Origin of the sequence: Streptomyces sp. NPDC096048 (assembly GCF_044763415.1) — a bacterium.
Taxonomy (GTDB): Bacteria; Actinomycetota; Actinomycetes; order Streptomycetales; family Streptomycetaceae; genus Streptomyces.
The window spans coordinates 491881-515402 of the sequence record NZ_JBIWGG010000004.1; the positions used below are offsets into that span (position 1 = coordinate 491881).

The 23522-nt window shown below is 72.1% G+C and carries 25 protein-coding genes; 18 read left to right on the forward strand and 7 right to left on the reverse strand.

The features are described 5' to 3' along the window. Positions 1-5 precede the first annotated feature (5 nt). From ACIQ6R_RS13490 to ACIQ6R_RS13505, 4 genes are all read left to right on the forward strand, one after another. The gene (locus ACIQ6R_RS13490; RefSeq protein ID WP_404180720.1) at positions 6-242 is read left to right on the forward strand and encodes a DUF6213 family protein; all 237 of its coding nucleotides are present in this window, start codon (positions 6-8) and stop codon (positions 240-242) included. 76 nt (positions 243-318) lie between these two features. Continuing rightward, positions 319-1488, forward strand: coding sequence for a type III polyketide synthase (locus ACIQ6R_RS13495; RefSeq protein WP_404221067.1), 1170 nt, complete (start codon positions 319-321; stop codon positions 1486-1488). Then, positions 1485-2705 carry a cytochrome P450 gene (locus ACIQ6R_RS13500; RefSeq protein ID WP_404221069.1) on the forward strand — a complete coding sequence of 407 codons (1221 nt, stop codon included), beginning with the start codon at positions 1485-1487 and terminating at the stop codon, positions 2703-2705. Before ACIQ6R_RS13495 ends, ACIQ6R_RS13500 begins: the two co-directional genes overlap by 4 nt. Next, positions 2702-3271 (forward strand): cupin domain-containing protein, encoded by a 570-nt coding sequence (locus tag ACIQ6R_RS13505; protein ID WP_404221071.1) that lies wholly within the window; start codon positions 2702-2704, stop codon positions 3269-3271. The genes ACIQ6R_RS13500 and ACIQ6R_RS13505 overlap by 4 nt, the downstream gene beginning before the upstream one ends. Before the next feature lie 30 nt (positions 3272-3301). On the opposite strand, the gene ACIQ6R_RS13510 is transcribed toward ACIQ6R_RS13505, so the two are convergent. Continuing rightward, positions 3302-4528: an acyl-CoA dehydrogenase family protein gene (locus tag ACIQ6R_RS13510; protein WP_404180732.1), complete on the reverse strand. Its 1227-nt coding sequence runs from the start codon at positions 4526-4528 to the stop codon at positions 3302-3304. A 170-nt stretch (positions 4529-4698) separates the two neighbouring features. Between ACIQ6R_RS13510 and ACIQ6R_RS13515 the strand changes: the two genes are divergently transcribed. Beyond that, positions 4699-5355, forward strand: a complete 657-nt coding sequence (locus ACIQ6R_RS13515; RefSeq protein WP_404221074.1) for a TetR family transcriptional regulator — start codon at positions 4699-4701, stop codon at positions 5353-5355. A gap of 39 nt (positions 5356-5394) precedes the next feature. On the opposite strand, the gene def is transcribed toward ACIQ6R_RS13515, so the two are convergent. Continuing rightward, positions 5395-5934: a peptide deformylase gene (def, locus tag ACIQ6R_RS13520; protein ID WP_404221076.1), complete on the reverse strand. Its 540-nt coding sequence runs from the start codon at positions 5932-5934 to the stop codon at positions 5395-5397. A 169-nt stretch (positions 5935-6103) separates the two neighbouring features. Between def and ACIQ6R_RS13525 the strand changes: the two genes are divergently transcribed. The 7 genes from ACIQ6R_RS13525 to ACIQ6R_RS13555 all read left to right on the forward strand — a co-directional run bounded on the left by ACIQ6R_RS13525 (position 6104) and on the right by ACIQ6R_RS13555 (position 12344). Beyond that, positions 6104-7342 (forward strand): MurT ligase domain-containing protein, encoded by a 1239-nt coding sequence (locus ACIQ6R_RS13525; protein WP_404180741.1) that lies wholly within the window; start codon positions 6104-6106, stop codon positions 7340-7342. A 23-nt stretch (positions 7343-7365) separates the two neighbouring features. Further along, complete coding sequence (locus ACIQ6R_RS13530) at positions 7366-8094, forward strand: type 1 glutamine amidotransferase (RefSeq protein ID WP_404180744.1); 729 nt, start codon at positions 7366-7368, stop codon at positions 8092-8094. Positions 8095-8312: 218 nt separating this feature from the next. Beyond that, a complete protein-coding gene (locus tag ACIQ6R_RS13535) occupies positions 8313-9338 on the forward strand; it encodes a 6-phosphofructokinase (RefSeq protein WP_404221078.1) in 1026 nt (341 codons plus the stop codon). 188 nt (positions 9339-9526) lie between these two features. Then, on the forward strand, positions 9527-10477 hold the full coding sequence (locus tag ACIQ6R_RS13540; protein WP_404221080.1) for a cytochrome c oxidase assembly protein: 951 nt from the start codon (positions 9527-9529) through the stop codon (positions 10475-10477). Positions 10478-10535: 58 nt separating this feature from the next. Next, on the forward strand, positions 10536-11603 hold the full coding sequence (locus ACIQ6R_RS13545; protein ID WP_404221082.1) for a hypothetical protein: 1068 nt from the start codon (positions 10536-10538) through the stop codon (positions 11601-11603). Continuing rightward, positions 11603-12160, forward strand: a complete 558-nt coding sequence (locus ACIQ6R_RS13550; RefSeq protein ID WP_404221084.1) for a septum formation family protein — start codon at positions 11603-11605, stop codon at positions 12158-12160. Before ACIQ6R_RS13545 ends, ACIQ6R_RS13550 begins: the two co-directional genes overlap by 1 nt. Before the next feature lie 13 nt (positions 12161-12173). After that, the gene (locus tag ACIQ6R_RS13555) at positions 12174-12344 is read left to right on the forward strand and encodes a hypothetical protein (RefSeq protein WP_404180758.1); all 171 of its coding nucleotides are present in this window, start codon (positions 12174-12176) and stop codon (positions 12342-12344) included. Between the two features lie 25 nt (positions 12345-12369). Here the strand turns inward: ACIQ6R_RS13555 and ACIQ6R_RS13560 are convergent, their stop codons facing one another. Genes ACIQ6R_RS13560 through ACIQ6R_RS13575 form a run of 4 tightly spaced genes read right to left on the reverse strand, consistent with a single transcriptional unit; the run spans position 12370 to position 16527 of the window. Next, positions 12370-13575 (reverse strand): sensor histidine kinase, encoded by a 1206-nt coding sequence (locus ACIQ6R_RS13560; protein ID WP_404221366.1) that lies wholly within the window; start codon positions 13573-13575, stop codon positions 12370-12372. A gap of 8 nt (positions 13576-13583) precedes the next feature. Continuing rightward, a complete protein-coding gene (locus ACIQ6R_RS13565; protein ID WP_404221086.1) occupies positions 13584-15377 on the reverse strand; it encodes a cation acetate symporter in 1794 nt (597 codons plus the stop codon). A gap of 28 nt (positions 15378-15405) precedes the next feature. Further along, positions 15406-15765: a hypothetical protein gene (locus ACIQ6R_RS13570; protein WP_310874557.1), complete on the reverse strand. Its 360-nt coding sequence runs from the start codon at positions 15763-15765 to the stop codon at positions 15406-15408. A 3-nt stretch (positions 15766-15768) separates the two neighbouring features. Beyond that, positions 15769-16527, reverse strand: a complete 759-nt coding sequence (locus ACIQ6R_RS13575) for a LytR/AlgR family response regulator transcription factor (RefSeq protein WP_404180764.1) — start codon at positions 16525-16527, stop codon at positions 15769-15771. A gap of 76 nt (positions 16528-16603) precedes the next feature. Here ACIQ6R_RS13575 and ACIQ6R_RS13580 point away from each other — a divergent pair, with 76 nt between their 5' ends. The 3 genes from ACIQ6R_RS13580 (at position 16604) to rocD (ending at position 19314) form a co-directional block, all read left to right on the forward strand. Further along, positions 16604-17131: an Lrp/AsnC family transcriptional regulator gene (locus ACIQ6R_RS13580; RefSeq protein WP_404221088.1), complete on the forward strand. Its 528-nt coding sequence runs from the start codon at positions 16604-16606 to the stop codon at positions 17129-17131. A 126-nt stretch (positions 17132-17257) separates the two neighbouring features. Then, entirely contained in the window at positions 17258-18097 is an 840-nt protein-coding gene (gene ddaH / locus ACIQ6R_RS13585) for a dimethylargininase (protein WP_404221090.1), read from the forward strand. Continuing rightward, positions 18094-19314, forward strand: coding sequence for an ornithine--oxo-acid transaminase (gene rocD, locus ACIQ6R_RS13590; protein WP_404221092.1), 1221 nt, complete (start codon positions 18094-18096; stop codon positions 19312-19314). Before ddaH ends, rocD begins: the two co-directional genes overlap by 4 nt. Before the next feature lie 48 nt (positions 19315-19362). On the opposite strand, the gene ACIQ6R_RS13595 is transcribed toward rocD, so the two are convergent. Then, positions 19363-19818 (reverse strand): RpiB/LacA/LacB family sugar-phosphate isomerase, encoded by a 456-nt coding sequence (locus tag ACIQ6R_RS13595; protein WP_404180775.1) that lies wholly within the window; start codon positions 19816-19818, stop codon positions 19363-19365. Between the two features lie 153 nt (positions 19819-19971). On the opposite strand from ACIQ6R_RS13595, the gene proP reads away from it, so the two are divergent. The 3 genes from proP (at position 19972) to ACIQ6R_RS13610 (ending at position 23521) form a co-directional block, all read left to right on the forward strand. Then, the gene (gene proP, locus ACIQ6R_RS13600) at positions 19972-21486 is read left to right on the forward strand and encodes a glycine betaine/L-proline transporter ProP (RefSeq protein WP_404221368.1); all 1515 of its coding nucleotides are present in this window, start codon (positions 19972-19974) and stop codon (positions 21484-21486) included. Positions 21487-21660: 174 nt separating this feature from the next. Continuing rightward, positions 21661-22383, forward strand: a complete 723-nt coding sequence (locus ACIQ6R_RS13605) for a lysophospholipid acyltransferase family protein (RefSeq protein WP_404221094.1) — start codon at positions 21661-21663, stop codon at positions 22381-22383. 103 nt (positions 22384-22486) lie between these two features. Further along, the gene (locus ACIQ6R_RS13610) at positions 22487-23521 is read left to right on the forward strand and encodes an NAD-dependent epimerase/dehydratase family protein (protein ID WP_404221095.1); all 1035 of its coding nucleotides are present in this window, start codon (positions 22487-22489) and stop codon (positions 23519-23521) included. Position 23522: the final 1 nt, after the last annotated feature.

A 23522-nucleotide genomic window follows, 5' to 3' on the forward strand; every position in this document is an offset into this window, starting at 1 on the left:
CCTTTGTGAACCGCGAAGTGACCCTGCCTCTGATCGTCGACGACCGCGGTACTCTGCAGGTCGCCGCGGCCGACGTGAGCAAACTGCTGCGTACGGTGGGCGGGCGATGGCTGCGGCTGGTGGAGGCCGGCGAGGAGAGCCTGGACGAGGACACGGTCGCGGCCCTCACCATCGAGCTCGCCAAGCTGGCCGACCGGATCGACGTGGCGTGCATCGCCCACAGCAGCGGCCAGTCCTCCTGACCCGACGCCCCTGTCGCTTGTCCCCGCCTCCCCCGGTCCCCGAGACGGCCTAGTCCGGCGAGAGATCGCCGCCGCCGTGAGTGATCGTGGACGAGCGCCCCCGAAAAGGGCGCACCACTTTCCGGCCGGGGGGCGAGAGCCTCCCGCGAGGCGAAAGCAGGCACGGTTCATGGCGACTTTGTGCAGACCCTCGGTGTCCGTTCCAGAGCACGTGATCACCATGGAGGAGACGCTGGAGCTGGCGCGCGAGCGCCACACCGACCATCCCCAACTGCCTCTCGCCCTCCGGCTGATAGAGAACACCGGGGTGCGCACCCGGCACATCGTGCAGCCCATCGAGGAGACGCTGAAGCACCCCGGCTTCGAGGACCGCAACCGGCTCTACGAGCGGGAGGCGAAGGCCCGGGTCCCCGCGGTGATCCAGCGGGCCCTCGACGACGCGGAGCTGCTCACCACCGACATCGACGTGATCATCTACGTCTCGTGCACGGGCTTCATGATGCCCTCCCTGACGGCCTGGCTGATCAACGAGATGGGCTTCGACAGCACCACGCGGCAGATACCCATCGCCCAGCTGGGGTGCGCGGCCGGCGGTGCGGCGATCAACCGGGCCCACGACTTCTGCACCGCCTACCCCGAGGCCAACGCGCTGATCGTGGCCTGCGAGTTCTGCTCGCTGTGCTACCAGCCGACCGACATCGGCGTGGGCTCCCTGCTCTCCAACGGCCTCTTCGGCGACGGCATCGCCGCCGCGGTGGTCCGCGGACAGGGCGGCACCGGCGTCCGCCTGGAGCGCAACGGCTCGTACCTGATCCCCAAGACCGAGGACTGGATCATGTACGACGTGAAGGCGACCGGCTTCCACTTCCTGCTGGACAAGCGGGTGCCGGCCACCATGGAGCCGCTCGCACCGGCCTTGCAGGACCTGGCAGGCACCCACGGCTGGGACGCCTCCGACCTGGACTTCTACATCGTCCACGCCGGCGGGCCGCGGATTCTGGACGACCTCAGCAAGTTCCTCCAGGTCGACCGGCACGCGTTCCGGTTCAGCCGGGCCACGCTCACCGAGTACGGCAACATCGCCAGCGCCGTCGTCCTGGACGCGCTGCGCAGACTCTTCGACGAAGGCGGCGTCCACGACCGGGCGCGCGGGCTGCTGGCGGGTTTCGGCCCCGGCATCACCGCGGAGATGTCCCTGGGCCGCTGGCAGACCGCGGACGAGACGCAGGGCGTGAGGCAAGCGTGAGTGAAGAGACGATCGACCGGGCCGACACCGCTCCGCCCGTTCGGGACTGGCCGGCCGTCGATCTGCCCGGCACCGACTTCGACCCCGTCCTGACCGAGCTGATGCGTGAAGGGCCCGTCACCCGTATCTCGCTGCCCAACGGCGAGGGCTGGGCGTGGCTGGTGACCCGGCACGACGACGTCCGCCTGGTCACCAACGACCCCCGGTTCGGCCGCGAGGCCGTCATGGACCGGCAGGTCACCCGGCTCGCCCCGCACTTCATCCCGGCGCGCGGCGCGGTCGGCTTCCTCGATCCGCCCGACCACACCCGGCTGCGGCGCTCGGTGGCCGCCGCGTTCACGGCCCGGGGCGTGGAGCGCGTGCGCGAGCAGTCCCGCGGCATGCTCGACGAACTCGTCGACGCCATGCTGAAGGCCGGCCCGCCCGCCGATCTCACCGAGGCCGTGCTGAGCCCCTTCCCCATCGCGGTGATCTGCGAGCTGATGGGCGTCCCGGCCGCCGACCGGCACAGCATGCACACCTGGACCCAGCTGATCCTTTCCTCGTCGCACGGCGCGGAGGTCAGCGAGCGGGCCAAGCACGAGATGAGCGCCTACTTCGCCGATCTCATCGGGCTACGGTCGGACAGCGCCGGCGAGGACGTCGCCTCGCTGCTGGGCGCCGCGGTGGGCCGGGACGAGATCACCCTGGAGGAGGCCGTCGGGCTCGCCGTCCTGCTGCAGATCGGCGGTGAGGCGGTCACGAACAACAGCGGGCAGATGTTCTACCTGCTGCTGACCCGTCCCGAACTCGCCGAACGTCTGCGCTCCGAGCCGGAGATCCGCCCCCGGGCCATCGACGAGCTGCTGCGCTGGATTCCCCATCGCAACGCGGTCGGGCTGTCCCGGATCGTCCTGGAGGACGTGGAGGTCAGAGGGGTGCGGATGCGGGCGGGGGACGCGGTCTACGTGTCGTACCTGGCCGCGAACCGCGACCCGGAGGTCTTCCCGGACCCGGACACGATCGACTTCGACCGCAGCCCCAACCCGCACGTGTCCTTCGGTTTCGGGCCGCACTACTGCCCCGGCGGCATGCTGGCCCGGCTGGAGTCCGAGCTGCTGGTCGAGACGGTCCTGGACCGGGTGCCGGGGCTGAAGCTCGCGGTGCCGCCCGCGGACGTGCCCTTCAAGAAGGGGGCGCTCATCCGCGGGCCCGAGGCCCTGCCGGTGACCTGGTGAGCGGCCTCGCGGCGGTGTCGGAGGGGCTGCTGGTGCCGCCCGGGCACGGCAGGGTCGTGCAGGCACCCGCCCAGCACGTGACCTTCAAGGTGACCGGTTCGCACTCGCGTATGGCCTCCACCTTCGAGGTGATCGTGCCGCCGGGCTTCGACGTCGGCGCCCACGTGCACACCCGCAGCGAGGAGCTGTTCTACGTGCTCGAAGGCGAGCTGGACGTGCTCGCCTTCGAGCCGAGGGTCCGTACCCCCGACAACTGGCGGAAGTGGGAGTCGGCTTCGGGCAACCGGGTGGTACGCGCCACCCCGGGCACGGTCATCGTCGTACCCCCGGGCTGCCCCCACGCCTTCGCGAACCCGACGGGCGAGCCCGCCAAGATGTTCTTCCAGGCGAGCCCGCCCCCGGACCACGAACGCTACTTCGAGGAACTCCTGGAGATCCTCGGCGAGGGCGGCCCCCCGGACCACGAGGCCATCGAGGCGCTGAGGGCCAAGTACGACATCGAGCAGCTGACACCGCTCAGGCACCGGCCGGACCCGCCCACGGGGGTGCCGGACGACACCCCCTAGCCCTTCCTGGAGCCCTTCCTGGAGCCCTTCCTAACGGATCGGCATCCCCGCCAGGGTCCGCGCGATCACCAGCCGCTGGATCTCGCTGGTGCCCTCGAAGATGGTGTAGATCGCGGAGTCGCGGTGCATCCGCTCCACCGGGTACTCCCGCGTGTAGCCGTTGCCGCCCAGGATCTGGATCGCCTGGGCGGTCACCTTCTTCGCCGTCTCACTCGCGAACAGCTTGGACATCGATCCCTCGGCCGCCGTGAACGGCTTGCCGTTGATCGCCATCCAGGAGGCCCGCCACACCAGCAGCCGCGCCGCGTCGATGGACGTCCGCATGTCCGCGAGCTGGAAGGCGACGCCCTGATTGTCGATGATCGGCCGCCCGAACTGCTCACGGGTCTGGGCGTACTCCAGGGCGACCTCGTACGCGGCCCGCGCGGTGCCGACCGCCATGGCGCCGACCGCCGGGCGGGACGCCTCGAAGGTGGCCATCGCGGCGTTCTTGACGCGCTCGCCCCCCTTCCTGGCCTTCTCCCGGGCGCGGGCCAGGCGTGCGTCCAGCTTCTCCTTGCCGCCGAGCAGGCAGGAGCCGGGGACGCGCACGTTGTCCAGGATCACCTCGGCGGTGTGCGAGGCCCGGATGCCGTGCTTCTTGAACTTCTGGCCCTGCGACAGCCCCGGGGTGTTCGGTGGGATGATGAACGAGGCGTGCCCCTTGGAGCCCAGCTCCGCGTCGACGACCGCGACCACGACGTGGACGTTGGCGATGCCGCCGTTGGTCGCCCAGGTCTTGGTGCCGTTGAGCACCCACTCGTCCTTGGCCTCGTCGTACACGGCACGCGTGCGCATGGAGGCCACGTCGGAGCCGGCGTCGGGCTCGGAGGAGCAGAACGCGGCGACCTTGACGTCGTTGGCGTCGCCGTACATCTGGGGGATCCAGGTGCCGATCTGCTCCTCGGTGCCGTTGGCGAGGACGCCGACGGCGGCGAGGCCGGTGCCCACGATGGACAGCGCGATGCCGGCGTCACCCCAGAACAGTTCCTCCATCGCCATGGGGATGCCGAGGCCGGTGGAGTCGAAGTACTGCTGGGCGTAGAAGTCGAGGGAGTAGATGCCGACCTTGGCGGCCTCCTGGATGACCGGCCAGGGAGTCTCCTCACGCTCGTCCCATTCGGCGGCCGCGGGGCGGATGACATCGGCCGCGAAGCCGTGCAGCCAGTCCCGGACCTCCTTCTGTTCGTCGTTGAGCTCCATGGTGAACTCGGCCATGTCCCCTCCAGTGACGCACGTGCGTGTTACTTGCGGTAACCCGAGTCTGTTACCGGTGGGTAGGAAAAGTCAACTCCCGAGGCCCCGTCGCCCTCCCGTTCGATGTCCGGTGCCCGCCGGGTGTTAGTTTGCGCAGGCGTCACCGAACCAGGCACGGGTGGGGAGAGCACATGGACACCACGCAGCGGACCGATCAGCAGCGGTCCGCCGACCGCAGACGACGCGAGCTGCTGGAGGCCGCCGACCGGGTGGTGCTGCGCGACGGCCCACAGGCCTCGATGAACGCCATCGCCGCCGAGGCCGGCATCACCAAGCCCATCCTCTACCGCCACTTCGGCGACAAGAGCGGACTGTACGCCGCCCTGGCCATGCGGCACACGGACGCCCTCCTCGCCTCACTGCGGGCGGCCCTGGACGCTCCGGCGGAGCGGCGGCAACGCGTCGAGGCCACCCTGGACACCTATCTGGCGGCCATCGAGGCACGCCCGCAGGTGTACCGCTTCCTGATGCATCCGGCGGAGGGCGCCACCACCCCGGGCGACCAGGCCGACCAGGGCTTCGACGTCGGCAAGCACTCGGCGCCGCTGCTGCGCCGCATGGGCGAGGAACTGGCCCAGGTCATCGAGGAGCGCCTCGACGTCGGACCGGGCACCCAGCAACTGGCCCGCGTCTGGGGGCACGGAATCGTCGGCATGATGCACGCCGCCGGGGACTGGTGGCTGGGCGAACGCCCGTGCTCGCGCGCGGAGTTGGTCCGCAGCCTGGCCGACCTGCTGTGGGGCCGCCTGGCCGCGGCCGGGGACAAGGCGGGCGGCCCGGGGTTCTGACGCGCACGGAGCGCCTCGGGCGGCGGCCCGGAGGGACCCTCAGCGGTGCCAGGACGCCCGCGCCACCTGCCGCATCAGCTTCCTCCGACGCCGGCCGGCCAGACGGTCGGCGTACACCCGGCCCTCCAGGTGATCGCACTCGTGCTGGAGGCACCGGGCGAAGAACCCCGTCCCGTGCACGGTGACCGGCTCCCCCGTCACCGTGAAGCCCTCCACCACCGCGTGGTCGTGGCGCTCCGTCCCCGCCTCCAGTCCCGGCAGCGACAGACAGCCCTCCGGCCCGCGCACCACCACGCCGTCCGTCTCGACGAGTCGCGGGTTCACCACGTGGCCGAGGTGGCGCTCGTCCTCGTCGTCCGGGCAGTCGTACACGAAGACGCGTACCGGCTCGCCGACCTGGTTCGCGGCCAGGCCCACACCGTGGGCGGCGTACATGGTCGCGAACAAGTCCTCCACGAGCGCCGCGAGTTCCGGACCGAAGTCCGTCACCTCGTCGCAGGGTGCGTGCAGGACGGGGTCGCCGAGGAGGCTGAGGGGGCGGACGCGCCCGTGGGCGCCCGGGATGGAGCCGTGTCGCATGGCGGCAAGAGTAAGGTCCCTGTGTCCCCCGGCGGCTCGCGCCCACCGTCGGAACCCCGTGGCCGGTGCCGCGATTCGGGAGTGCGAACGGATCTCGATAGGCTGAGGTCCACACCACGTGGCCGGCAGGCTTCAGGCGCGGCGCGTACGCAAGGAGGATCGAGAACTGATGACAGGCAACTCGGACCCGCTCACGCCCCGGGCCAAGATCGCCGTGACCGCGGGCAAGGCGGTCGCGGCGGCATCTCGTGCCGCGGGGCGCGGCAGCGGTTCGGTGATCGGCGGCAAGGTCGCGCTGCGGCTCGATCCCGACCTCCTCGCCAGGCTCGCCCAGCACCTGGACGTGACCCTGGTCTCGGCGACCAACGGCAAGACCACCACCACCCGGCTCATCGCGGAGGCGCTCAAGGCGGCCGGACCGGTCGTCTCCAACGCGCTCGGCGCCAACATGCCGGCCGGCATCACCTCGGCGCTCGCGGCCGGCTCGGACTCCCGGTACGGCGTCATCGAGGTCGACGAGAAGTACCTCGTCGGCGTCGCCCAGGCCACCGAGCCGAAGTGCATCGCCCTGCTGAACCTCTCCCGGGACCAGCTCGACCGCGCCGCCGAGACCCGGATGCTCGCCGAGAACTGGCGTGAGGGTCTGACCGGTTCCAAGGCCGTGATCGTCGCGAACGCCGACGACCCGCTGGTGGTGTGGGCCGCGTCCTCCTCCCCCAACGTGATCTGGGTCGCCGCCGGGCAGATGTGGAAGGACGACGCCTGGTCCTGCCCGGCCTGTGGCGGTGTGATGCAGCGTCCGGGCGACGACTGGTTCTGCGGCGAGTGCGGCTTCCGCCGCCCGACGCCGAGCTGGGCGCTGTCCGGCGACCACGTCCTCGACCCGCACGGCTCGGCCTGGCCGATCCACCTCCAGCTGCCGGGGCGCGCCAACAAGGCCAACGCCGCCTCCTCGGCCGCCGTCGCCGCCGTGTTCGGGGTGCCGCCGCAGGTCGCCCTGGAGCGCATGTACCAGGTGCAGGCGGTCGCCGGGCGCTACGACGTCGTGCAGTTCCAGGGCCGTGACCTGCGTCTGCTGCTCGCCAAGAACCCGGCGGGCTGGCTGGAGACCTTCTCCCTGATCGACCCGCCGCCGACGCCGGTGATCCTCTCGGTGAACGCGCGCGGCGCCGACGGCACGGACACGTCCTGGCTGTGGGACGTGGACTACACCCGGCTGACCGGCCACCCGATCTGCGTGATCGGCGACCGGAAGCTGGACCTCGCGGTGCGCCTGGAGGTCGCGAACCAGCAGTTCCAGGTGTGCGAGGACCTCGACCAGGCGGTGCAGCTGTGCCCGCCCGGCCGGATCGAGGTCATCGCGAACTACACCGCCTTCCAGGACCTGCGCCGCCGCGTCGGCAACTGACCGCGAGACTTCAGGGGACTTTCGTGAGCGACAACCAACTGCGGATCGTCTGGATCTACCCGGACCTCCTCAGCACGTACGGCGACCAGGGCAACGCCCTCGTCGTGGAGCGCCGGGCCCGCCAGCGCGGGCTCGACGTGGCCCGGCTCGACGTGCGCAGCGACCAGCCGATCCCGACCTCCGGTGACATCTACCTGATCGGCGGCGGCGAGGACCGCCCGCAGCGGCTCGCGGCCGAGCGGCTGCGCCGCGACGGGGGGCTGCACCGGGCGGTGGAGAACGGCGCGATCGTCTTCTCCGTCTGCGCCGGCTACCAGATCCTGGGCCACGAGTTCATCAACGACCTGGGCCAGCGCGAGCCGGGCCTCGGCCTGCTCGACGTGGTCTCCACGCGCGGCGAGGGCGCCCGGTGCGTCGGTGACGTCCTCGGCGACATCGACGCGCGCCTGGGGCTGCCGCCGCTGACCGGCTTCGAGAACCACCAGGGCGTCACCCACCTCGGTCCGGGCGCCCGTCCGCTCGCCCAGGTGCGCTTCGGCAACGGCAACGGCACGGGCGACGGCACGGAGGGCGCGTACAACGACACGGTCTTCGGCACGTACATGCACGGCCCGGTGCTGGCGCGCAACCCGCTGATCGCGGACCTGCTGCTGAAGCTGGCCCTCGACGTGAACGCCCTGCCGCCGACCGACGACCGCTGGTACGAGGCGCTCCGCAACGAGCGCATCGCGGCTGCGCAGCAGCCGGCGTAGGTACCGTTGCGCGGCAGCCGGCGTAGGTACCGTTGCGCGGCAGCCTGCGTGACCTTCCTGGGGCGGGCCCGTCTGATGACTCATCCGCACAGGTGAGCGGGCACGTCCAGTAGGCGGACGCACGGTTCGGTCCCGCCCCCCGGTGCCGCTAGGGTGGCGGGGATCGAGCCGGACAGCGCGGTCCGGACCCGTGCCACGTTGAGAAGGTATTTCGGGCTATGCGCATTGGTGTCCTCACGTCCGGCGGCGACTGCCCCGGCCTGAACGCCGTCATCCGGTCCGTCGTGCACCGCGCCGTCGTCGACCACGGCGACGAGGTCATCGGCTTCCGGGACGGCTGGAAAGGCCTCCTGGAGTGCGACTACCTCAAGCTCGACCTGGACGCGGTCGGCGGCATCCTGGCGCGCGGCGGCACGATCCTGGGCTCCTCCCGGGTCCGTCCCGAGCACCTGCGGGACGGCGTCGAGCGCGCCCGGGGCCACGTCGAGGAACTCGGCCTGGACGCGATCATCCCGATCGGCGGCGAGGGCACGCTGAAGGCGGCCCGGCTGCTGTCCGACAACGGTCTGCCGATCGTGGGCGTGCCGAAGACCATCGACAACGACATAGCGGTCACCGACGTCACCTTCGGCTTCGACACGGCCGTGACCGTCGCCACCGAGGCCCTGGACCGGCTGAAGACCACCGCCGAGTCCCACCAGCGGGTGCTGATCGTCGAGGTCATGGGGCGGCACACCGGCTGGATCGCGCTGCACTCGGGCATGGCGGCCGGCGCCCACGCCGTCGTCGTGCCGGAGCGGCCCTTCGACATCGACGAGTTGACCGCGAAGGTCGGCGAGCGGTTCTCGGCGGGCAAGCGGTTCGCGATCGTGGTGGCCGCGGAGGGTGCCAAGCCGAGGGCCGGCACCATGGACTTCGACGAGGGCGGCAAGGACGTCTACGGCCACGAGCGCTTCGCCGGGATCGCCCGTCAGCTCTCGATCGAGCTGGAGGAGCGCCTCGGCAAGGAGGCCCGGCCGGTGATCCTCGGGCACGTCCAGCGCGGCGGCACGCCGACGGCGTACGACCGGGTGCTGGCCACCCGGTTCGGCTGGCACGCGGTGGAGGCCGTGCACCGCGGAGAGTTCGGGATGATGACGGCGCTGCGGGGGACGGACATCGTCACCGTGCCGCTCGCCGACGCGGTCGAGTCGTTGAAGACGGTGCCGGATGCGCGGTACGCGGAGGCGGAGTGCGTGCTGTGATTTGCGGGACCGCTGAGAGCTCGGGACATGAGGTTCGTCGCGGGCTGCGGGCCGTGTGTGGCTGATCGCGCAGTTCCCCGCGCCCCTGACGTGGCGCTGGACCGCCCCCGGTCACAACAGTGGCCGGGGGCGGTTCTAGTCTGGTGCGGACAGACAGCGCTCAACCCCCACGAAACAGGAGCCGGCGGATGGATCACAGCGGGCACGGCATGACGATGAATCTGCCGCCGTTCACGCTGGGGCGAGGTCTCGCGTGGTCGGCGGACCCCTTCTTCCTGATCGCCTGTCTCCTGGGGCTGGCACTGTACGGGTGGGGCGTCGTCCGGCTGGTCCGGCGCGGCGACAAGTGGCCGGTGGGGCGGACCGTGTCCTTCGTCGTCGGTGTACTGAGCATCGTGTTGATGATGTGCACCAAGCTCAACGACTACGGCATGGTCATGTTCAGCGTGCACATGGTGCAGCACATGATGATCAGCATGGTGTCGCCGATCCTGCTCCTGCTCGGTGCCCCGATCACCCTGGCCCTGCGCGCACTGCCCACGGCGGGGCGTGGCCGCAAGGGCCCCCGCGAGGTGCTGCTGATGCTGCTGCACAGCCGCTACATGCGGATCGTCACGCACCCCGCGTTCACCATCCCGCTGTTCATCGCGAGCCTGTACGCGCTGTACTTCACCCCGCTCTTCGACTTCCTGATGGGGTCCAAGGTCGGGCACATCGGGATGATGGTGCACTTCCTCGCCGTCGGTGTGGTGTTCTTCTGGCCGATCATGGGCGTCGACCCGGGCCCGCACCGGCCGGGCTATCTGATGCGGATGCTGGAGCTGTTCGCGGGCATGCCGTTCCACGCGTTCTTCGGCATCGCGCTGATGATGGCGTCCTCGCCCATGGTCGAGACGTTCAGGAACCCGCCCGCGTCGCTCGGCATCGACGCGCTCTCCGACCAGAACGCGGCCGGCGGCATCGCCTGGGCCTTCAGCGAGGTCCCGTCCGTGCTGGTGCTGCTCGCGCTGCTGTTCCAGTGGTACGCCTCGGAGGAGCGGCAGGCCCGGCGCAGCGACCGGGCCGCCGACCGCGACGGGGACAAGGAACTTCAGGCGTACAACGCCTATCTGGCCTCACTGAACACACGCGGCGGCTGACGACGGCTCCGGTCAGTAGCATGTGGCGCGTCGGGGGAAACCGCCCGGGGGGAGCGGTATGTCACGTCACGTGGGCCGGGTCGTCGCCGGCCGCTGTCTGCTGCTGCGCCCGCTCGGCGACGGCGGGTCGGACCGGGTGTGGCTCGCGCACGATCAGCGGCTGGGCTGCGAGGTCGCGCTGAAGACCGCCCGCGCCGGGGCCCGGGACCTGCCACGGCCGCGCGACCATCCGCTCGTGGTGACCGTTCACGACGTGGTGGAGCACGAGGGTGTGCCGTGGACGGTCATGGAGTACGTCGCGGGCGCCGTCGAGCTGAGGCGACTGGTGGCCCGACGCGGTCCGCCGGCCCCGGCCGAGTGCGCCCGGATCGGGCTCGCCGTGCTCTCCGTGCTCGACGCGCCGGCCGGCGGGAACGAGCGGGGTGCGCCGCACCGTCGGGTGGGGCCCGCCGACATCCTGCCGGCACCGGACCACGACGGCGCGCCGTACGGCAGGATCCTGCTCCTGGACCGGGCCGGAGACGGGGACGGTCTCCTCGCGCTGGGCCGCACGCTCCACTACGCCGCCGAGGGCCGCGAGCCCTCCCCCACGGGGGCGCCCGTACGCGCCGGTGCGCTGGGGCCCCTGCTGGAGAGGCTGCTGGACGGGGCCCCGGGGCCGCGCGTCACGGCGGCCGAGGCGGAGGCGGAACTGGCGTGGATCGTCACGCCGCAGACCGACGCGTACGTCCGGCCGCGGACCCACCCGGGATCGCAGCCTCCCTGGTCCGCACCGCCCACGCCCGTGCCCCGACCGGCGCCGCCGATCGCCCGACCGGCGCCGCCGATCGGCCGGCCGCCGCCGCCTCCCCCGCCGGGCACCGGCGTCCGCGCCCACGGGTCCCGCGTGCCGCTCTGGCCGGCGGGCTCGGTCTGGTCCTCGCGCTGGGCGGCGTCTGGTACGCCCTGGCCGACCGGGCGGCCGACGGGACCGGGGCACCGTACGGCGACGCCGTGGGGCTCGTGGCACCGCTGGAGGACGGGGACTGCCTCCGCGCCCGGTGGCCGGGCGGCATCCGGTTCGCGGGGACGCCGCGCCTCACCGTGGACCCGGGCTGCCGAAGCGCGGCGCCCGACGGCCAGGTGATGGCGTTCGTGCCCGCCTCCTCCGCCGAGGAGGCCCGCGAGCTGGGGCCGGCGCGGTGCGAGGAGCGGACGCGCGAGGTCCGGGGTCGGCCGGCCGGGGTGCGCGGTGTGGCGGTGGTGCCGGCCGACGACGGATTCGAGACCGCCCGCAGGCGCACCGCCTGCCTGGTGCTGGGCGCGCACGGGCCGGTGTACGGGCCGCTCGGGCGGCATCGGGAGCCGGGGTCGGTGTTCGCGGACACCGCGACCATGCAGCGCCGGGACTGTCTGGACGTGCACTCCGCGCGGGAGGTCCGGCTGGTGTCCTGCGCGGGCCGGTACGACGCCCAGGTGCTCGGTTTCACCCGATTGGCCTCCGGCGTCACGCTCGCCGAGGCGCCCGGGGCGGCGGACCGGGCGTGTGCGCGGGAGGTGCCGCCGCGCGACTACGGATTCGCCCCCTCCCCGCACGAGGCCGGGTCCCGGACGGCCGCGGGGGCCTGGAAATCCGGCTCATATCTTGCCGTCTGCACCGTAAGGAGGCGGAACGGGGGCACCATGGAGGGGAACGGACCATGAGGAGGGTGTCGCGATGCCCGGTTCCACGGACAGTTCCACGAAGACGATGGGAGCGCTCACCATCGGCGGCCTGGTCGCGGTGACGGCCTACACGGTGGCGCTCGGGAGCAACGGCTGGCTGTGGTTCGGCTGGGTCGTGCTGGGCCTGATCACCTTTGGGATGGTGGCCACCCGCAGCACCTGAGCCCCACGCCGGGGCGTACCAGGCTTCACTCGCGGCCGAGCCTGGCCGCCGAGTGCACGCCCGGCTGGTACTTCGGCAGCCGGACGGTGATCTTCATGCCCGCGCCGACGGCCGTCTCGATGACGAGGCCGTGGTCGTCTCCGTAGACCTGGCGGAGCCGGTCGTCGACGTTGGACAGCCCGATGCCGCCCGACGGGCTCACCTCGCGCGCGAGGATGCGGCGCAGCAGGCCGGGGTCCATGCCGGCGCCGTCGTCCTCGATGACGACCAGCGCCTCGGCGCCCGCGTCCTGCGCGGTGATCTGGATGCGGCACCGGTCGGACTTGCCCTCCAGGCCGTGCTTGACGGCGTTCTCGACGAGCGGCTGGAGGCAGAGGAAGGGCAGGGCGACCGGCAGCACCTCGGGGGCGACCTGGAGGGTGACGGCGAGGCGGTCGCCGAAGCGGGCCCGCACCAGCGCCAGGTAGTGGTCGATGGCGTGCAGTTCGTCGGCGAGGGTGGTGAAGTCGCCGTGCCGGCGGAACGAGTAGCGGGTGAAGTCCGCGAACTCCAGGAGCAGCTCGCGGGCGCGCTCGGGATCGGTGCGCACGAAGGACGCGATCACCGCGAGCGAGTTGAAGATGAAGTGCGGGGAGATCTGGGCGCGCAGGGCCTTGATCTCGGCCTCGATGAGCCGGGTGCGGGACTGGTCGAGGTCGGCCAGCTCCAGCTGGACGGAGACCCAGCGGGCGACCTCGCCGGCGGCCCGGACCAGGACGGCGGACTCGCGGGGCGCGCACGCGACGAGGGCGCCGTGCACCCGGTCGTCGACGGTGAGCGGGGCGACCACCGCCCAGCGCACCGAGCAGTCGGGGGTGTCGCAGGTGAGCGGGAAGGCTTCGCCGCGGCCGGTCTCCAGCGGTCCTGCGAGACGTTCCATGATCTCCGAGCGGTGGTGGGCGCCCACGCCGTCCCAGACCAGAACCTCCTTGAGGTCGGTCAGGCACAGCGCGTCCGTGCCGAGCAGGGAGCGCAGCTTGCGGGCCGACTTTCCCGCGGTCTCCTCGGTCAGGCCGGCGCGCAACGGGGGTGTGGCCAGGGAGGCGGTGTGCAGGGTCTGGAAGGTGGCGTGCTCGACCGGCGTGCCGAGTCCGCCGAGGTGCTGCGGGCGGGCCGTGCGGCGCCCCAGCCAGAAGCCCGCGGCCAGGAGAGGGAGCACGGCGACGACCAGGCCAGCGAGGAAACCGCCCATGGAGCCGCTCACGGGGCCACCTCCTTGCGCAGGTCGTCCGCGGCGCGCCGTTCGTCTCTGCGCAGGTCCTCTCTGCGCAGGTCCTCCGTGCGCAGTTCCTCCGCGCGCAGCTCTTCCGGCAGGTGGAAGCGGGCCAGGATCGCCGCCGTCCCGGCCGGTACCCGGCCCGGGGTGGCCAGGGAGACCAGCACCATGGTGAGGAATCCCAGCGGCACCGACCAGAGCGCGGGCCAGGCCAGCAGCGCGTGCAGCGCACCGCCGTCACCCGGGAAGCCGGCCATGGTGGCGGCGACGGCGCACAGGGCGGAGCCGCCGCCCACCAGCATCCCGGCCGCCGCGCCGGTCGGGGTCAGCCGCCGCCACCAGATGCCGAGGACGAGCAGCGGGCAGAAGGAGGAGGCGGACACGGCGAAGGCGAGGCCGACGGCGTCGGCGACCGGCAGCCCGCCGACCAGCGCGCTCGCCGCGAGCGGTACGGCCATGGCGAGGACGGTGCCGAGCCGGAAGTGCGGTACGGCGCGCGACGGCAGCACGTCCTGGGTGAGCACGCCCGCGACGGCCATGGTCAGCCCGGACGCGGTCGACAGGAAGGCGGCGAAGGCACCGCCCGCCACCAGGGCGCCGAGCAGGTCGCCGCCCACTCCCCCGATCACCCGGTCGGGCAGCAGCAGGACGGCCGCGTCGGCGTCGCCGGTGAGGGTCAGCTCGGGCGCGTACAGGCGGCCGAGGGCGCCGTAGACGGGCGGCAGCAGGTAGAAGGCGCCGATCAGGCCGAGCACGGCGACGGTGGTGCGGCGGGCGGCGACGCCGTGCGGGCTGGTGTAGAAGCGGACCACGACGTGCGGCAGCCCCATGGTGCCGAGGAAGGTGGCGAGGATCAGCCCGTAGGTGGCGTACAGCGGGCGTTCGGTGCGGCTCTCGGCCCGGGAGGGGGACAGGGCGTCGTCGGCGCCGCGTCCGGCGGCCGGGACGGGGGTGTCCTCGGCGAAGGTGAGCCGGGTGCCGGACTCGATGTGATGGGTTCCGGTGGGCAGGCCGATCCGGGCGTCGTCGTGCATGCGGCCGTCCACGGTGCCGTCGACGGTGACGGTCAGCGGACGGTCGAGCTTGAGGGTGAGGCTGTCGTCGACCCGGACGGAGCGCTGCTCGCGGAAGGTGGCGGGTTCGTCGAAGGGCCGGCCGGGGGCGCCGTCACCCTGCCAGGCCAGCACCAGGAAGAGGGCGGGGACGAGCAGGGCGGTGAGTTTCAGCCAGTACTGGAAGGCCTGGACGAAGGTGATGCTGCGCATGCCGCCGGCGGCGACGATGGCGGTGACGACGACGGCGACGATCACCCCGCCCAGCCAGTCGGGGGCGCCGCTCAGCACGGTCAGGGTCAGTCCGGCGCCCTGGAGCTGGGGCAGCAGGTAGAGCCAGCCGACGCCGACGACGAAGGCCCCCGCGAGCCGCCGTACCGCCTGGGAGGCGAGCCGGGCCTCGGCGAAGTCGGGCAGCGTGTAGGCGCCGGAGCGGCGCAGCGGCGCGGCGACGAAGAGCAGCAGGACCAGGTAGCCGGCGGTGTAGCCGACGGGGTACCAGAGCATGTCCGGGCCCTGGACCAGGACCAGGCCCGCGATGCCGAGGAAGGACGCGGCGGAGAGGTACTCGCCGCTGATGGCGGCGGCGTTGAGGCGGGGGCCGACGGTGCGGGAGGCGACGTAGAAGTCGGAGGTGGTGCGGGAGATGCGCAGGCCGAAGGCGCCCACGAGGACGGTGGCGACCACGACGAGGGCGACGGCGGGTATGGCGTAGCTGGAGTTCATGGCGCCTTCACGGCCTGGCTCGACAAGGTCACCGGTCCTCGACGAGGCGGACGAAGTCGCGTTCGTTGCGCTCGGCGCGGCGCACGTACCAGCGGGCGAGGAGGACCAGCGGGGCGTACAGGCCGAAGCCGAGGACGGCCCATTCCAGGCGGCGTGCGTCGGGCATCGCCGCGAACAGCAGCGGCAGCGGCCCGACGAGGAGCCCGAGGACCGCGAAGGCGGTGAGGCCGGCGCGCAGCTGGCTGCGCATCAGGGACCGGACGTAGGTGTGCCCGAGGGTGGTCTGCTCGTCGATCTCGGTGCGCGGGCGGTAGTACCCGGAGGCCCGGCGGGTCCGCCTGGGCGGGCCGGTGACGGTGACGCGGCGTTCGGTGGGGTCCTGGGGCATGTCTCACGGCCTCCGCATGAGCAGGTCCCGCAGTTCGCGGGCGTGGCGCCGGCTGACCTGGAGTTCCTCGGTGCCGACCAGGACGCTGACGGTGCCGGCGTCCAGGCGGAGTTCGCCGATGTGGCGCAGGGCGACGAGGTGCCGGCGGTGGATGCGGACGAAGCCGCGGGCGCGCCAGCGCTCCTCCAGGGTGGACAGGGGGATGCGGACGAGGTGGCTGCCCCGGTCGGTGTGCAGGCGGGCGTAGTCGCCCTGGGCCTCGACGTGGGTGATGTCCTCGACGGGGACGAAGCGGGTGACGCCGCCGAGTTCCACGGTGATGTGGTCGGGGTCGGGTTCGTGCACGGGTATGCGCGGAGCGGGGGCCGTGGTGCCCCGGCGTTCGACGGCGCGGCGGACCGCCTCGGCGAGCCGTTCCCTGCGGACGGGTTTGAGGACGTAGTCGACGGCCTTGAGGTCGAAGGCCTGCACGGCGAAGTCCTCGTGCGCGGTGACGAACACGACCAGCGGCGGCCGGGCGAACCCGCTCAGCAGCCGGGCCAGGTCGAGCCCGTCCAGGCCCGGCATCTGGATGTCGAGGAAGACGACGTCGATGGCGTCCGGACCGTCGGGGCCCGACTCCAGGGCGCGGTTGATGCGGCGCAGCGCCTCGGTCGCGTCGCCCGCGCCCTCCGCCGTGCCGATGCGGGGATCGGCGTTCAGCAGGTACACGAGTTCCTCGAGCGTGGGGCGTTCGTCGTCGACAGCAAGGGCGCGCAGCATGAGGCTGGAGTGTAGGAGCAATCCGTACGCCTGCACACGCCCCGAGGTGGACGTATCCGCTGGATACAGTGCCCTCATGAACAGCAGGCCCGCCTCGTTCGACGAACTCGACCGGAAGATCGTCACCGCCCTGGTGGCGAACGCCAGGACGTCCTTCGCCGAGATCGGCGCGGCGGTCGGGCTGTCCTCGACGGCGGTCAAGCGCCGGGTGGACCGGCTGCGCGAGACGGGCGTGATCACCGGGTTCACGGCGACGGTGCGCCCTTCCGCGCTGGGCTGGCGCACCGAGGCGTACGTGGAGGTGTACTGCGAGGGCGCGGCTCCGCCGAGGCGGCTGGCGGAGGTCGCGCGCGGCTATCCGGAGATCACGGCGGCGATGACGGTGACCGGCGGTGCGGACGCGTTGCTGCATGTGCGGGCGCGGGACGTGGAGCACTTCGAGGAGGTGCTGGAGCGGATCCGGGCCGAGCCGTTCATCCGGAAGACGATCAGCGTGATGGTGCTGTCCCATCTGATCCAGGACGCTCCGGAGGCCGGCGCGAGCCTCCCGGCGCCCGAGGGCGCGGCACCCCACCCGGCCGAGGGCGCAGCAGACGTGCGCTGACCTGGCCCAGGACGCAGTGATCCTGCGCCAACACGCAGCTTTTGTCGCTTGTCGTCCGTCTCCTTCGCTTTCTACCGTGGTGTCATCCCTCAGTCACAGCCCGTCAGGAAGCGGAGGAACCCCTCTGTGCCCGAATCCCGTGTGCCGCGCCGGCGGCGCTTCCTGGTCTGCGAACCCAGACACTTCGCCGTGCAGTACGCGATCAACCCGTGGATGTCGACCGGCCGACCGGTCGACGTCATCCGCGCCCTGGACCAGTGGCAGGCACTGGTCGACGCCTACCGCGCCCACGGCCACACCGTCGACACCGTCGGGGCGGTCCCGGGCCTGCCCGACATGGTCTTCGCCGCGAACTGCGCGGTCGTCGTCGAGGGCCGGGTCTTCGGCTCCCACTTCCACGCGCCCGAGCGCCGTCCCGAGTCCGTGCCCTTCGAGGCGTGGTTCAAGACGGAGGGCTTCGAGGTCCACCACCCCGAGGCGGTCTGCGAGGGCGAGGGCGACCTGGTCCCGGCCGGCCGCTGGATCCTGGCCGGCACGGGATTCCGTACGACCCCTGAGGCGCACCGCGAGGCGCAGGAGTTCTTCGGCGTGCCGGTGATCTCGCTGACGCTCGTGGATCCGTACTTCTACCATCTGGACACGGCCCTGTTCGTGCTCGACGACGGGAAGGACGGGGCCGCCGGGAACGTCGCCTACTACCCCGGGGCCTTCTCGCCCGGCAGCCGTGAGGTGCTGGAGCGGCTCTACCCGGACGCGGTGATCGCCACCCGCGAGGACGCCATGGCGTTCGGGCTCAACTCCGTCTGCGACGGACGGCACGTGTTCATCTCGCCCGGGGCCCGGGGACTCGCCGATCAGCTTGCCGGCCTCGGCTACGTCCCCGTCCCCGTCGACCTGTCCGAGTTCCACAAGGCCGGTGGCGGCATCAAGTGCTGCACCCAGGAGATCCGGGAGATCCGCTCATGACCGTACCCGTCCGCGACCGCGGCTCCGAGGAGCTGATCCGCGCGGAGGAGCCCGTCCTCGCGCACAACTACCACCCGCTGCCCGTGGTCGTGGCCCGTGCGGAGGGCGCCTGGGTCGAGGACGTGGAGGGCCGCCGCTACCTGGACATGCTGGCCGGCTACTCGGCCCTCAACTTCGGCCACCGGCACCCGGCGCTGGTCGAGGCCGCCCACCGCCAGCTGGACCGGCTCACGCTGACCTCGCGCGCCTTCCACAACGACCGGCTCGCGTCCTTCGCCGAGCGGCTGGCCGCGCTGACCGGCACGGACATGGTGCTGCCGATGAACACCGGCGCTGAGGCGGTGGAGAGCGGCATCAAGGTGGCCCGCAAGTGGGCCTACGACGTCAAGGGCGTCCCGGTGGACCGGGCGACGATCGTGGTCGCGGCGGACAACTTCCACGGCCGTACGACGACGATCGTGAGCTTCTCCACGGACGAGACGGCCCGCTCGGGCTTCGGCCCCTTCACTCCCGGCTTCCGGGTCGTCCCGTACAACGACCTGGCGGCGATGGAGGCGGCGGTCGACGAGACGACGGCGGCCGTGCTGATCGAGCCGATCCAGGGCGAGGCGGGCGTGCTGATCCCGGACGACGGCTATCTGGCCGGTGTACGGGAGCTGACCCGCCGGGCCGGGTGCCTCTTCATCGCGGACGAGATCCAGTCGGGCCTCGGCCGCACGGGGCGCACCCTCGCCGTCGCGCACGAGTCGGTGGTGCCGGACGTGGTGCTGCTCGGCAAGGCGCTGGGCGGCGGCATCGTGCCGGTGTCGGCGGTGGTCGGCAGCCGGGAGGTGCTCGGTGTGCTGCATCCGGGCGAGCACGGTTCGACGTTCGGCGGCAATCCGCTGGCGGCCGCGGTCGGCACGGCGGTGGTGGAGTTGCTGGAGACGGGCGAGTTCCAGCGCCGGGCGACGGAGCTGGGAGCGGTGCTGCGCGAGGGTCTGACCGCCCTGGTCGGCAAGGGCGTCGTCGGTTTCCGCGCGCGCGGGCTGTGGGCGGGCGTCGACGTCGACCCGGCGCTCGGCACGGGCCGCGAGGTCAGTGAGCGTCTGATGCGCGAGGGCATCCTCGTCAAGGACACGCACGGCTCCACGATCCGCCTGGCGCCGCCGCTGACCGTCACCGGTGAGGAGCTGGAAGGGGCGCTCGGGACACTGGAGAAGGTCCTCACGTCCTGACCCCGGACGTCCTGACCCCGGACGTCCTGACCCCGCCCGGAGGTCCTGTCACGGAGCGGCTCGGCCCCGGTCGAGCCGCTCCACGTGTGTCACGTTGTCCCGGTCCTCGGCGTCCTCGCTGAGCCCGCCCGCGAACCAGGCGTCGAGGATCTCCCGCAGCAGCGGCGCCGACGTCAGCCGCAGGCTGATCGCGAGCACGTTGGCGTCGTTCCAGCGGCGGGCCCCGTCCGCCGTGTACGCGTCGGCGCACAGGGCCGCCCGTACGCCCGGCACCTTGTTCGCGGCGATCGACGCGCCGGTGCCGGTCCAGCAGCACACCACGGCCTGGTCGGCCGTGCCGTCGGCGACCTCCCGCGCCGCCCGCTCCGAGCACACCGCCCACCGGGGGTCCGCCCCGGGCCGCAGCGCGCCGTGCGCCAGCACCTCGTGGCCCCGTCCGCGCAGCTCGTCGACGAGGAGGCGGGCGACGGGTTCGTCCATGTCGGAGGAGACGGAGATGCGCATGCGGGCAGCGTACCCACCGCGGCCGTCCGCGCGCCGCTCACCTCATCGGCTCAACCACATGACCGAAGTCACGACCATACCCAGCATGATCGGGGGAACGGTACGACCTGAGAAATGTACGACCGAGCAGCACTCCGCCGGGAGCGGCTGCCCGTGGAAAGGGAGTCCGCCACGTCCCCCACCGAGAACGGCCAAGAATCCGACGCCGCGGCGGTCCGCCGCCACCCGGCCCTGTTCCGGGCGATCAAGCGCCGGCAGAACCCCCGGCTGCGCCGGTCGGACATCACCGTCACGGACGAGGCCGCGGTCAAGAGGGCGGTGAAGGCCGCCTCTCTGGGCAACGCCATGGAGTGGTTCGACTTCGGCATCTACGCGTATCTGGCCGGCACCATCGGCCGCGTGTTCTTCCCCTCCGGGAGCGACACCGCGCAGCTGCTCTCCTCGTTCGCCACGTTCGCCGTGGCGTTCCTGGTGCGTCCGCTCGGCGGCATGGTCTTCGGTCCGATGGGTGACAAGGTCGGCCGCAAGAAGGTGCTCGCGCTGACGATGATCCTCATGGCGATCGGCACCGCCGCCATCGGGCTCATCCCCAGCTACGACTCCATCGGCTTCTGGGCTCCCGTCCTGCTGATCCTGTTCCGCCTGCTCCAGGGCTTCTCGACCGGCGGCGAGTACGGCGGTGCCTCCACGTTCATCGCCGAGTACGCGCCCGACAAGCGGCGCGGTTTCTTCGGCAGCTTCCTGGAGCTGGGCACGCTGGCCGGGTACACCGGCGCCGCGAGTCTGGTCACCGGCCTCACGACCTGGCTCGGCAGCGACACCATGGACGCCTGGGGCTGGCGCATCCCCTTCCTCGTCGCGGCGCCGCTCGGCATCGTCGGTATCTACCTGCGGCTGAGGCTGGACGACACGCCCGCGTTCCTGAAGCTGGAGGACTCCAACGTCCACGTCTCGGAGGCGGCGACCGCGGTGGAGACCACCGCGCGGGGCGACCTCGCCAAGATCTTCCGCACGCACTGGCGGCAGCTGGTGCTGTGCATCGCGCTCGTCGGCGCGTACAACATCACCGACTACATGCTGCTGTCGTACATGCCCACGTATCTCTCGGACGAGCTGGACTACAGCGAGAGCCACGGTCTGATGATCCTGGTGGCCACCATGGTGCTGCTGATGCTGATCATCAACCAGGTCGGCCGCCTGTCCGACCGCTACGGCCGCAAGCCCCTCCTCATGACCGGCATGATCGGCTTCCTCGTCCTGTCCGCCCCGGCCTTCGTGCTGGTGCAGGACGGCAGTCTGCTCGCCGTCTCGGCCGGCATGCTGATGCTCGGTCTCTCCCTGGTCTGCCTGCTCGGCACGATGTCGGCGGCGCTCCCGGCGATGTTCCCCACCAACGTCCGGTACGGCTCCCTCTCGGTCGGCTACAACCTGTCCGCGTCGCTGTTCGGCGGGACCACGCCGCTGGTCATCACCGCCCTGATCAGCGTCACCGGCTCCGACATGATGCCCGCCTACTACGCGATGGCCGCGGCCCTGGTCGGAATCGTGGCCGTGGCCTGCATGAAGGAGACGGCCCAGCAGCCCCTCGAAGGCTCCCCGCCGTCGGTGCAGAGCCAGGAGGAGGCGGCGGAGCTGGTCGAGTCGCGGGCCCCCACGCCGAAGTTCTGACCACGCGTCGTCGGGCCGGAACGCGCCCCACCGCCCGGTCGATGCCTCGTTCGATCGAAGAGGGGCTGAACCGGGCCCGGCCCGATCGGCACGGTCCGGGCTACGATCGATCACCGGACGCGGACGTCCCACACGGAGCCGTGCCGTGCCTACCGGGAGAGTGGGAGACACACCGTGTTCTACTACGTGCTCAAGTACGTACTGCTGGGCCCGCTGCTGAGAGTCGTCTTCCGCCCCCGGATCGAGGGCCTGGACCACGTGCCGGCGTCGGGGGCGGCCATCGTCGCGGGCAACCACCTCTCGTTCGCGGACCACTTCCTGATGCCCGCGGTGCTCAGACGCCGCATCACCTTCCTCGCCAAGGCCGAGTACTTCACCGGGCCGGGCCTCAAGGGCCGGCTGACCGCCTTCTTCTTCCGCAGTGCCGGGCAGATCCCCGTCGACCGTGCCGGTAAGGAGGCGGGGCAGGCCGCGATCCGCGAGGGGCTCGGCGTGCTGGGCAAGGACGAGTTGCTCGGCATCTATCCGGAGGGCACCCGCTCGCACGACGGCCGGCTGTACAAGGGCAAGGTCGGAGTCGCCGTGATGGCGCTCAGGGCCGGGGTGCCGGTGGTGCCCTGCGCGATGATCGGCACCTTCGAAGCGCAGCCGCCGGGCCGGAAGATCCCGAGGCTGCACCCCGTGGTGATCCGCTTCGGCGAGCCCCTGGACTTCTCCCGCTACGCCGGCCTGGAACGGGAGAAGGCCGTGCTGCGCGCCGTCACCGACGAGATCATGTACGCCGTCCTGACGCTGTCCGGCCAGGAGTACGTCGACCGGTACGCGGCCGACGTGAAGGCCGAGGAGGCGGCGAAGACGGCGAAGGGGCCGAGGTTCCCCCGGCTGCCGCACCGCTAGGGGGCCGCCGCTCGGGGCTCGTTGCCCGCCGTCGGCGCTCCTCGCGTCTGCCGTCGGCAGAAGGGCGTGGTCGGGTGGCCGGGTGTGCGCCTACGGTCGCCGTATGACACGTGCTGTGGTGGTCGGAGCGACGGGGCAGATCGGCCGGGTGGCGGTGGGGGCGCTGGCCCGCGACGGCTGGGAGGTGACGGCCGTCTCGCGGGGCGGCGAGCGGGACGGGGACTGGCCCGAGGACGTACGTGTGGTGCGGGCCGACCGGGAGGACGACGCGGCCCTGTCGGCGGTGGTGGGTGACGGCTGTGACGTCCTGGTGGACATGGTGGCCTTCGGGGAAGGGCACGCGCGGCAGCTGGGCCGGCTCGCCGGACGGGTCGGCTCGGCGGTGGTGATCTCCAGCGTGTCGGTCTACGAGGACGACAAGGGCCGCAACTTCGACACGCAGGCCGAACCCGACGGCTTCCCCGAGTATCCCGTGCCGCTCACCGAGGAGCAGCGCACGGTCCGTCCGGGCGACACCTCGTACTCCACCCGCAAGGTCGCACTGGAGCGTGAACTCCTCGCGGCGGGCGACCGGTTGCCCGTCACCCTGCTGCGCGCGGGCGCGATCCACGGGCCGCACTGCCGGACCCCGCGCGAGCTGTACTTCGTCAAGCGCAACCTCGACGGCAGGCGTCGGCGCGTCCTCGCGTACGGCGGTGCGAGCCGCTTCCACCCGGCGAGCGTGCACACCATCGCCGAGCTGATCCGGCTGGCCGCCCCGCGGCCGGGGACGCGCGTTCTGAACGCGGTCGACCCGGACGCGCCGACGGTGGCGGAGATCGCGGCGGCGATCGACGCGGTGATGGGCGTGGAGGCCGAGGACGTACTGGTGGACGGTCCGCCGCCCGCGGACGGCGTGGGCGACACGCCGTGGTCGGTGCCCACGCCCGTCGTGTGCGACATGACGGCGGCGGAACGGCAGTTGGGCTACCGCCCGGTGGTCCGGTACGCCGAGACCCTGCCGGACACGGTCGCCTTCCTGGAGGAGCGACTGGCCGGCCGGGACTGGCGGGAGGCGTACCCGAAGATGGCGCGGGCTTACGGCGACCTCTTCGACTACGCGGCGGAGGACACCTGGCTGGCGGCGCGGGAGGGCTGAG

Coding starts and splice junctions, on each gene's coding strand:
- ACIQ6R_RS13555 (WP_404180758.1), top strand. CDS start 12,174: ATGCCCGGTTCCACGGACAGTTCCACGAAGACGATGGGAGCGCTCACC.
- ACIQ6R_RS13515 (WP_404221074.1), top strand. CDS start 4,699: ATGGACACCACGCAGCGGACCGATCAGCAGCGGTCCGCCGACCGCAGA.
- ACIQ6R_RS13565 (WP_404221086.1), bottom strand. CDS start 15,377: ATGAACTCCAGCTACGCCATACCCGCCGTCGCCCTCGTCGTGGTCGCC.
- ACIQ6R_RS13580 (WP_404221088.1), top strand. CDS start 16,604: ATGAACAGCAGGCCCGCCTCGTTCGACGAACTCGACCGGAAGATCGTC.
- ACIQ6R_RS13595 (WP_404180775.1), bottom strand. CDS start 19,818: ATGCGCATCTCCGTCTCCTCCGACATGGACGAACCCGTCGCCCGCCTC.
- def (WP_404221076.1), bottom strand. CDS start 5,934: ATGCGACACGGCTCCATCCCGGGCGCCCACGGGCGCGTCCGCCCCCTC.
- rocD (WP_404221092.1), top strand. CDS start 18,094: ATGACCGTACCCGTCCGCGACCGCGGCTCCGAGGAGCTGATCCGCGCG.
- ACIQ6R_RS13570 (WP_310874557.1), bottom strand. CDS start 15,765: ATGCCCCAGGACCCCACCGAACGCCGCGTCACCGTCACCGGCCCGCCC.
- ACIQ6R_RS13540 (WP_404221080.1), top strand. CDS start 9,527: ATGGATCACAGCGGGCACGGCATGACGATGAATCTGCCGCCGTTCACG.
- ACIQ6R_RS13550 (WP_404221084.1), top strand. CDS start 11,603: ATGGCGTTCGTGCCCGCCTCCTCCGCCGAGGAGGCCCGCGAGCTGGGG.
- ACIQ6R_RS13510 (WP_404180732.1), bottom strand. CDS start 4,528: ATGGCCGAGTTCACCATGGAGCTCAACGACGAACAGAAGGAGGTCCGG.
- ACIQ6R_RS13610 (WP_404221095.1), top strand. CDS start 22,487: ATGACACGTGCTGTGGTGGTCGGAGCGACGGGGCAGATCGGCCGGGTG.
- ACIQ6R_RS13535 (WP_404221078.1), top strand. CDS start 8,313: ATGCGCATTGGTGTCCTCACGTCCGGCGGCGACTGCCCCGGCCTGAAC.
- ACIQ6R_RS13575 (WP_404180764.1), bottom strand. CDS start 16,527: ATGCTGCGCGCCCTTGCTGTCGACGACGAACGCCCCACGCTCGAGGAA.
- ACIQ6R_RS13525 (WP_404180741.1), top strand. CDS start 6,104: ATGACAGGCAACTCGGACCCGCTCACGCCCCGGGCCAAGATCGCCGTG.
- ACIQ6R_RS13560 (WP_404221366.1), bottom strand. CDS start 13,575: ATGGGCGGTTTCCTCGCTGGCCTGGTCGTCGCCGTGCTCCCTCTCCTG.
- ACIQ6R_RS13545 (WP_404221082.1), top strand. CDS start 10,536: ATGTCACGTCACGTGGGCCGGGTCGTCGCCGGCCGCTGTCTGCTGCTG.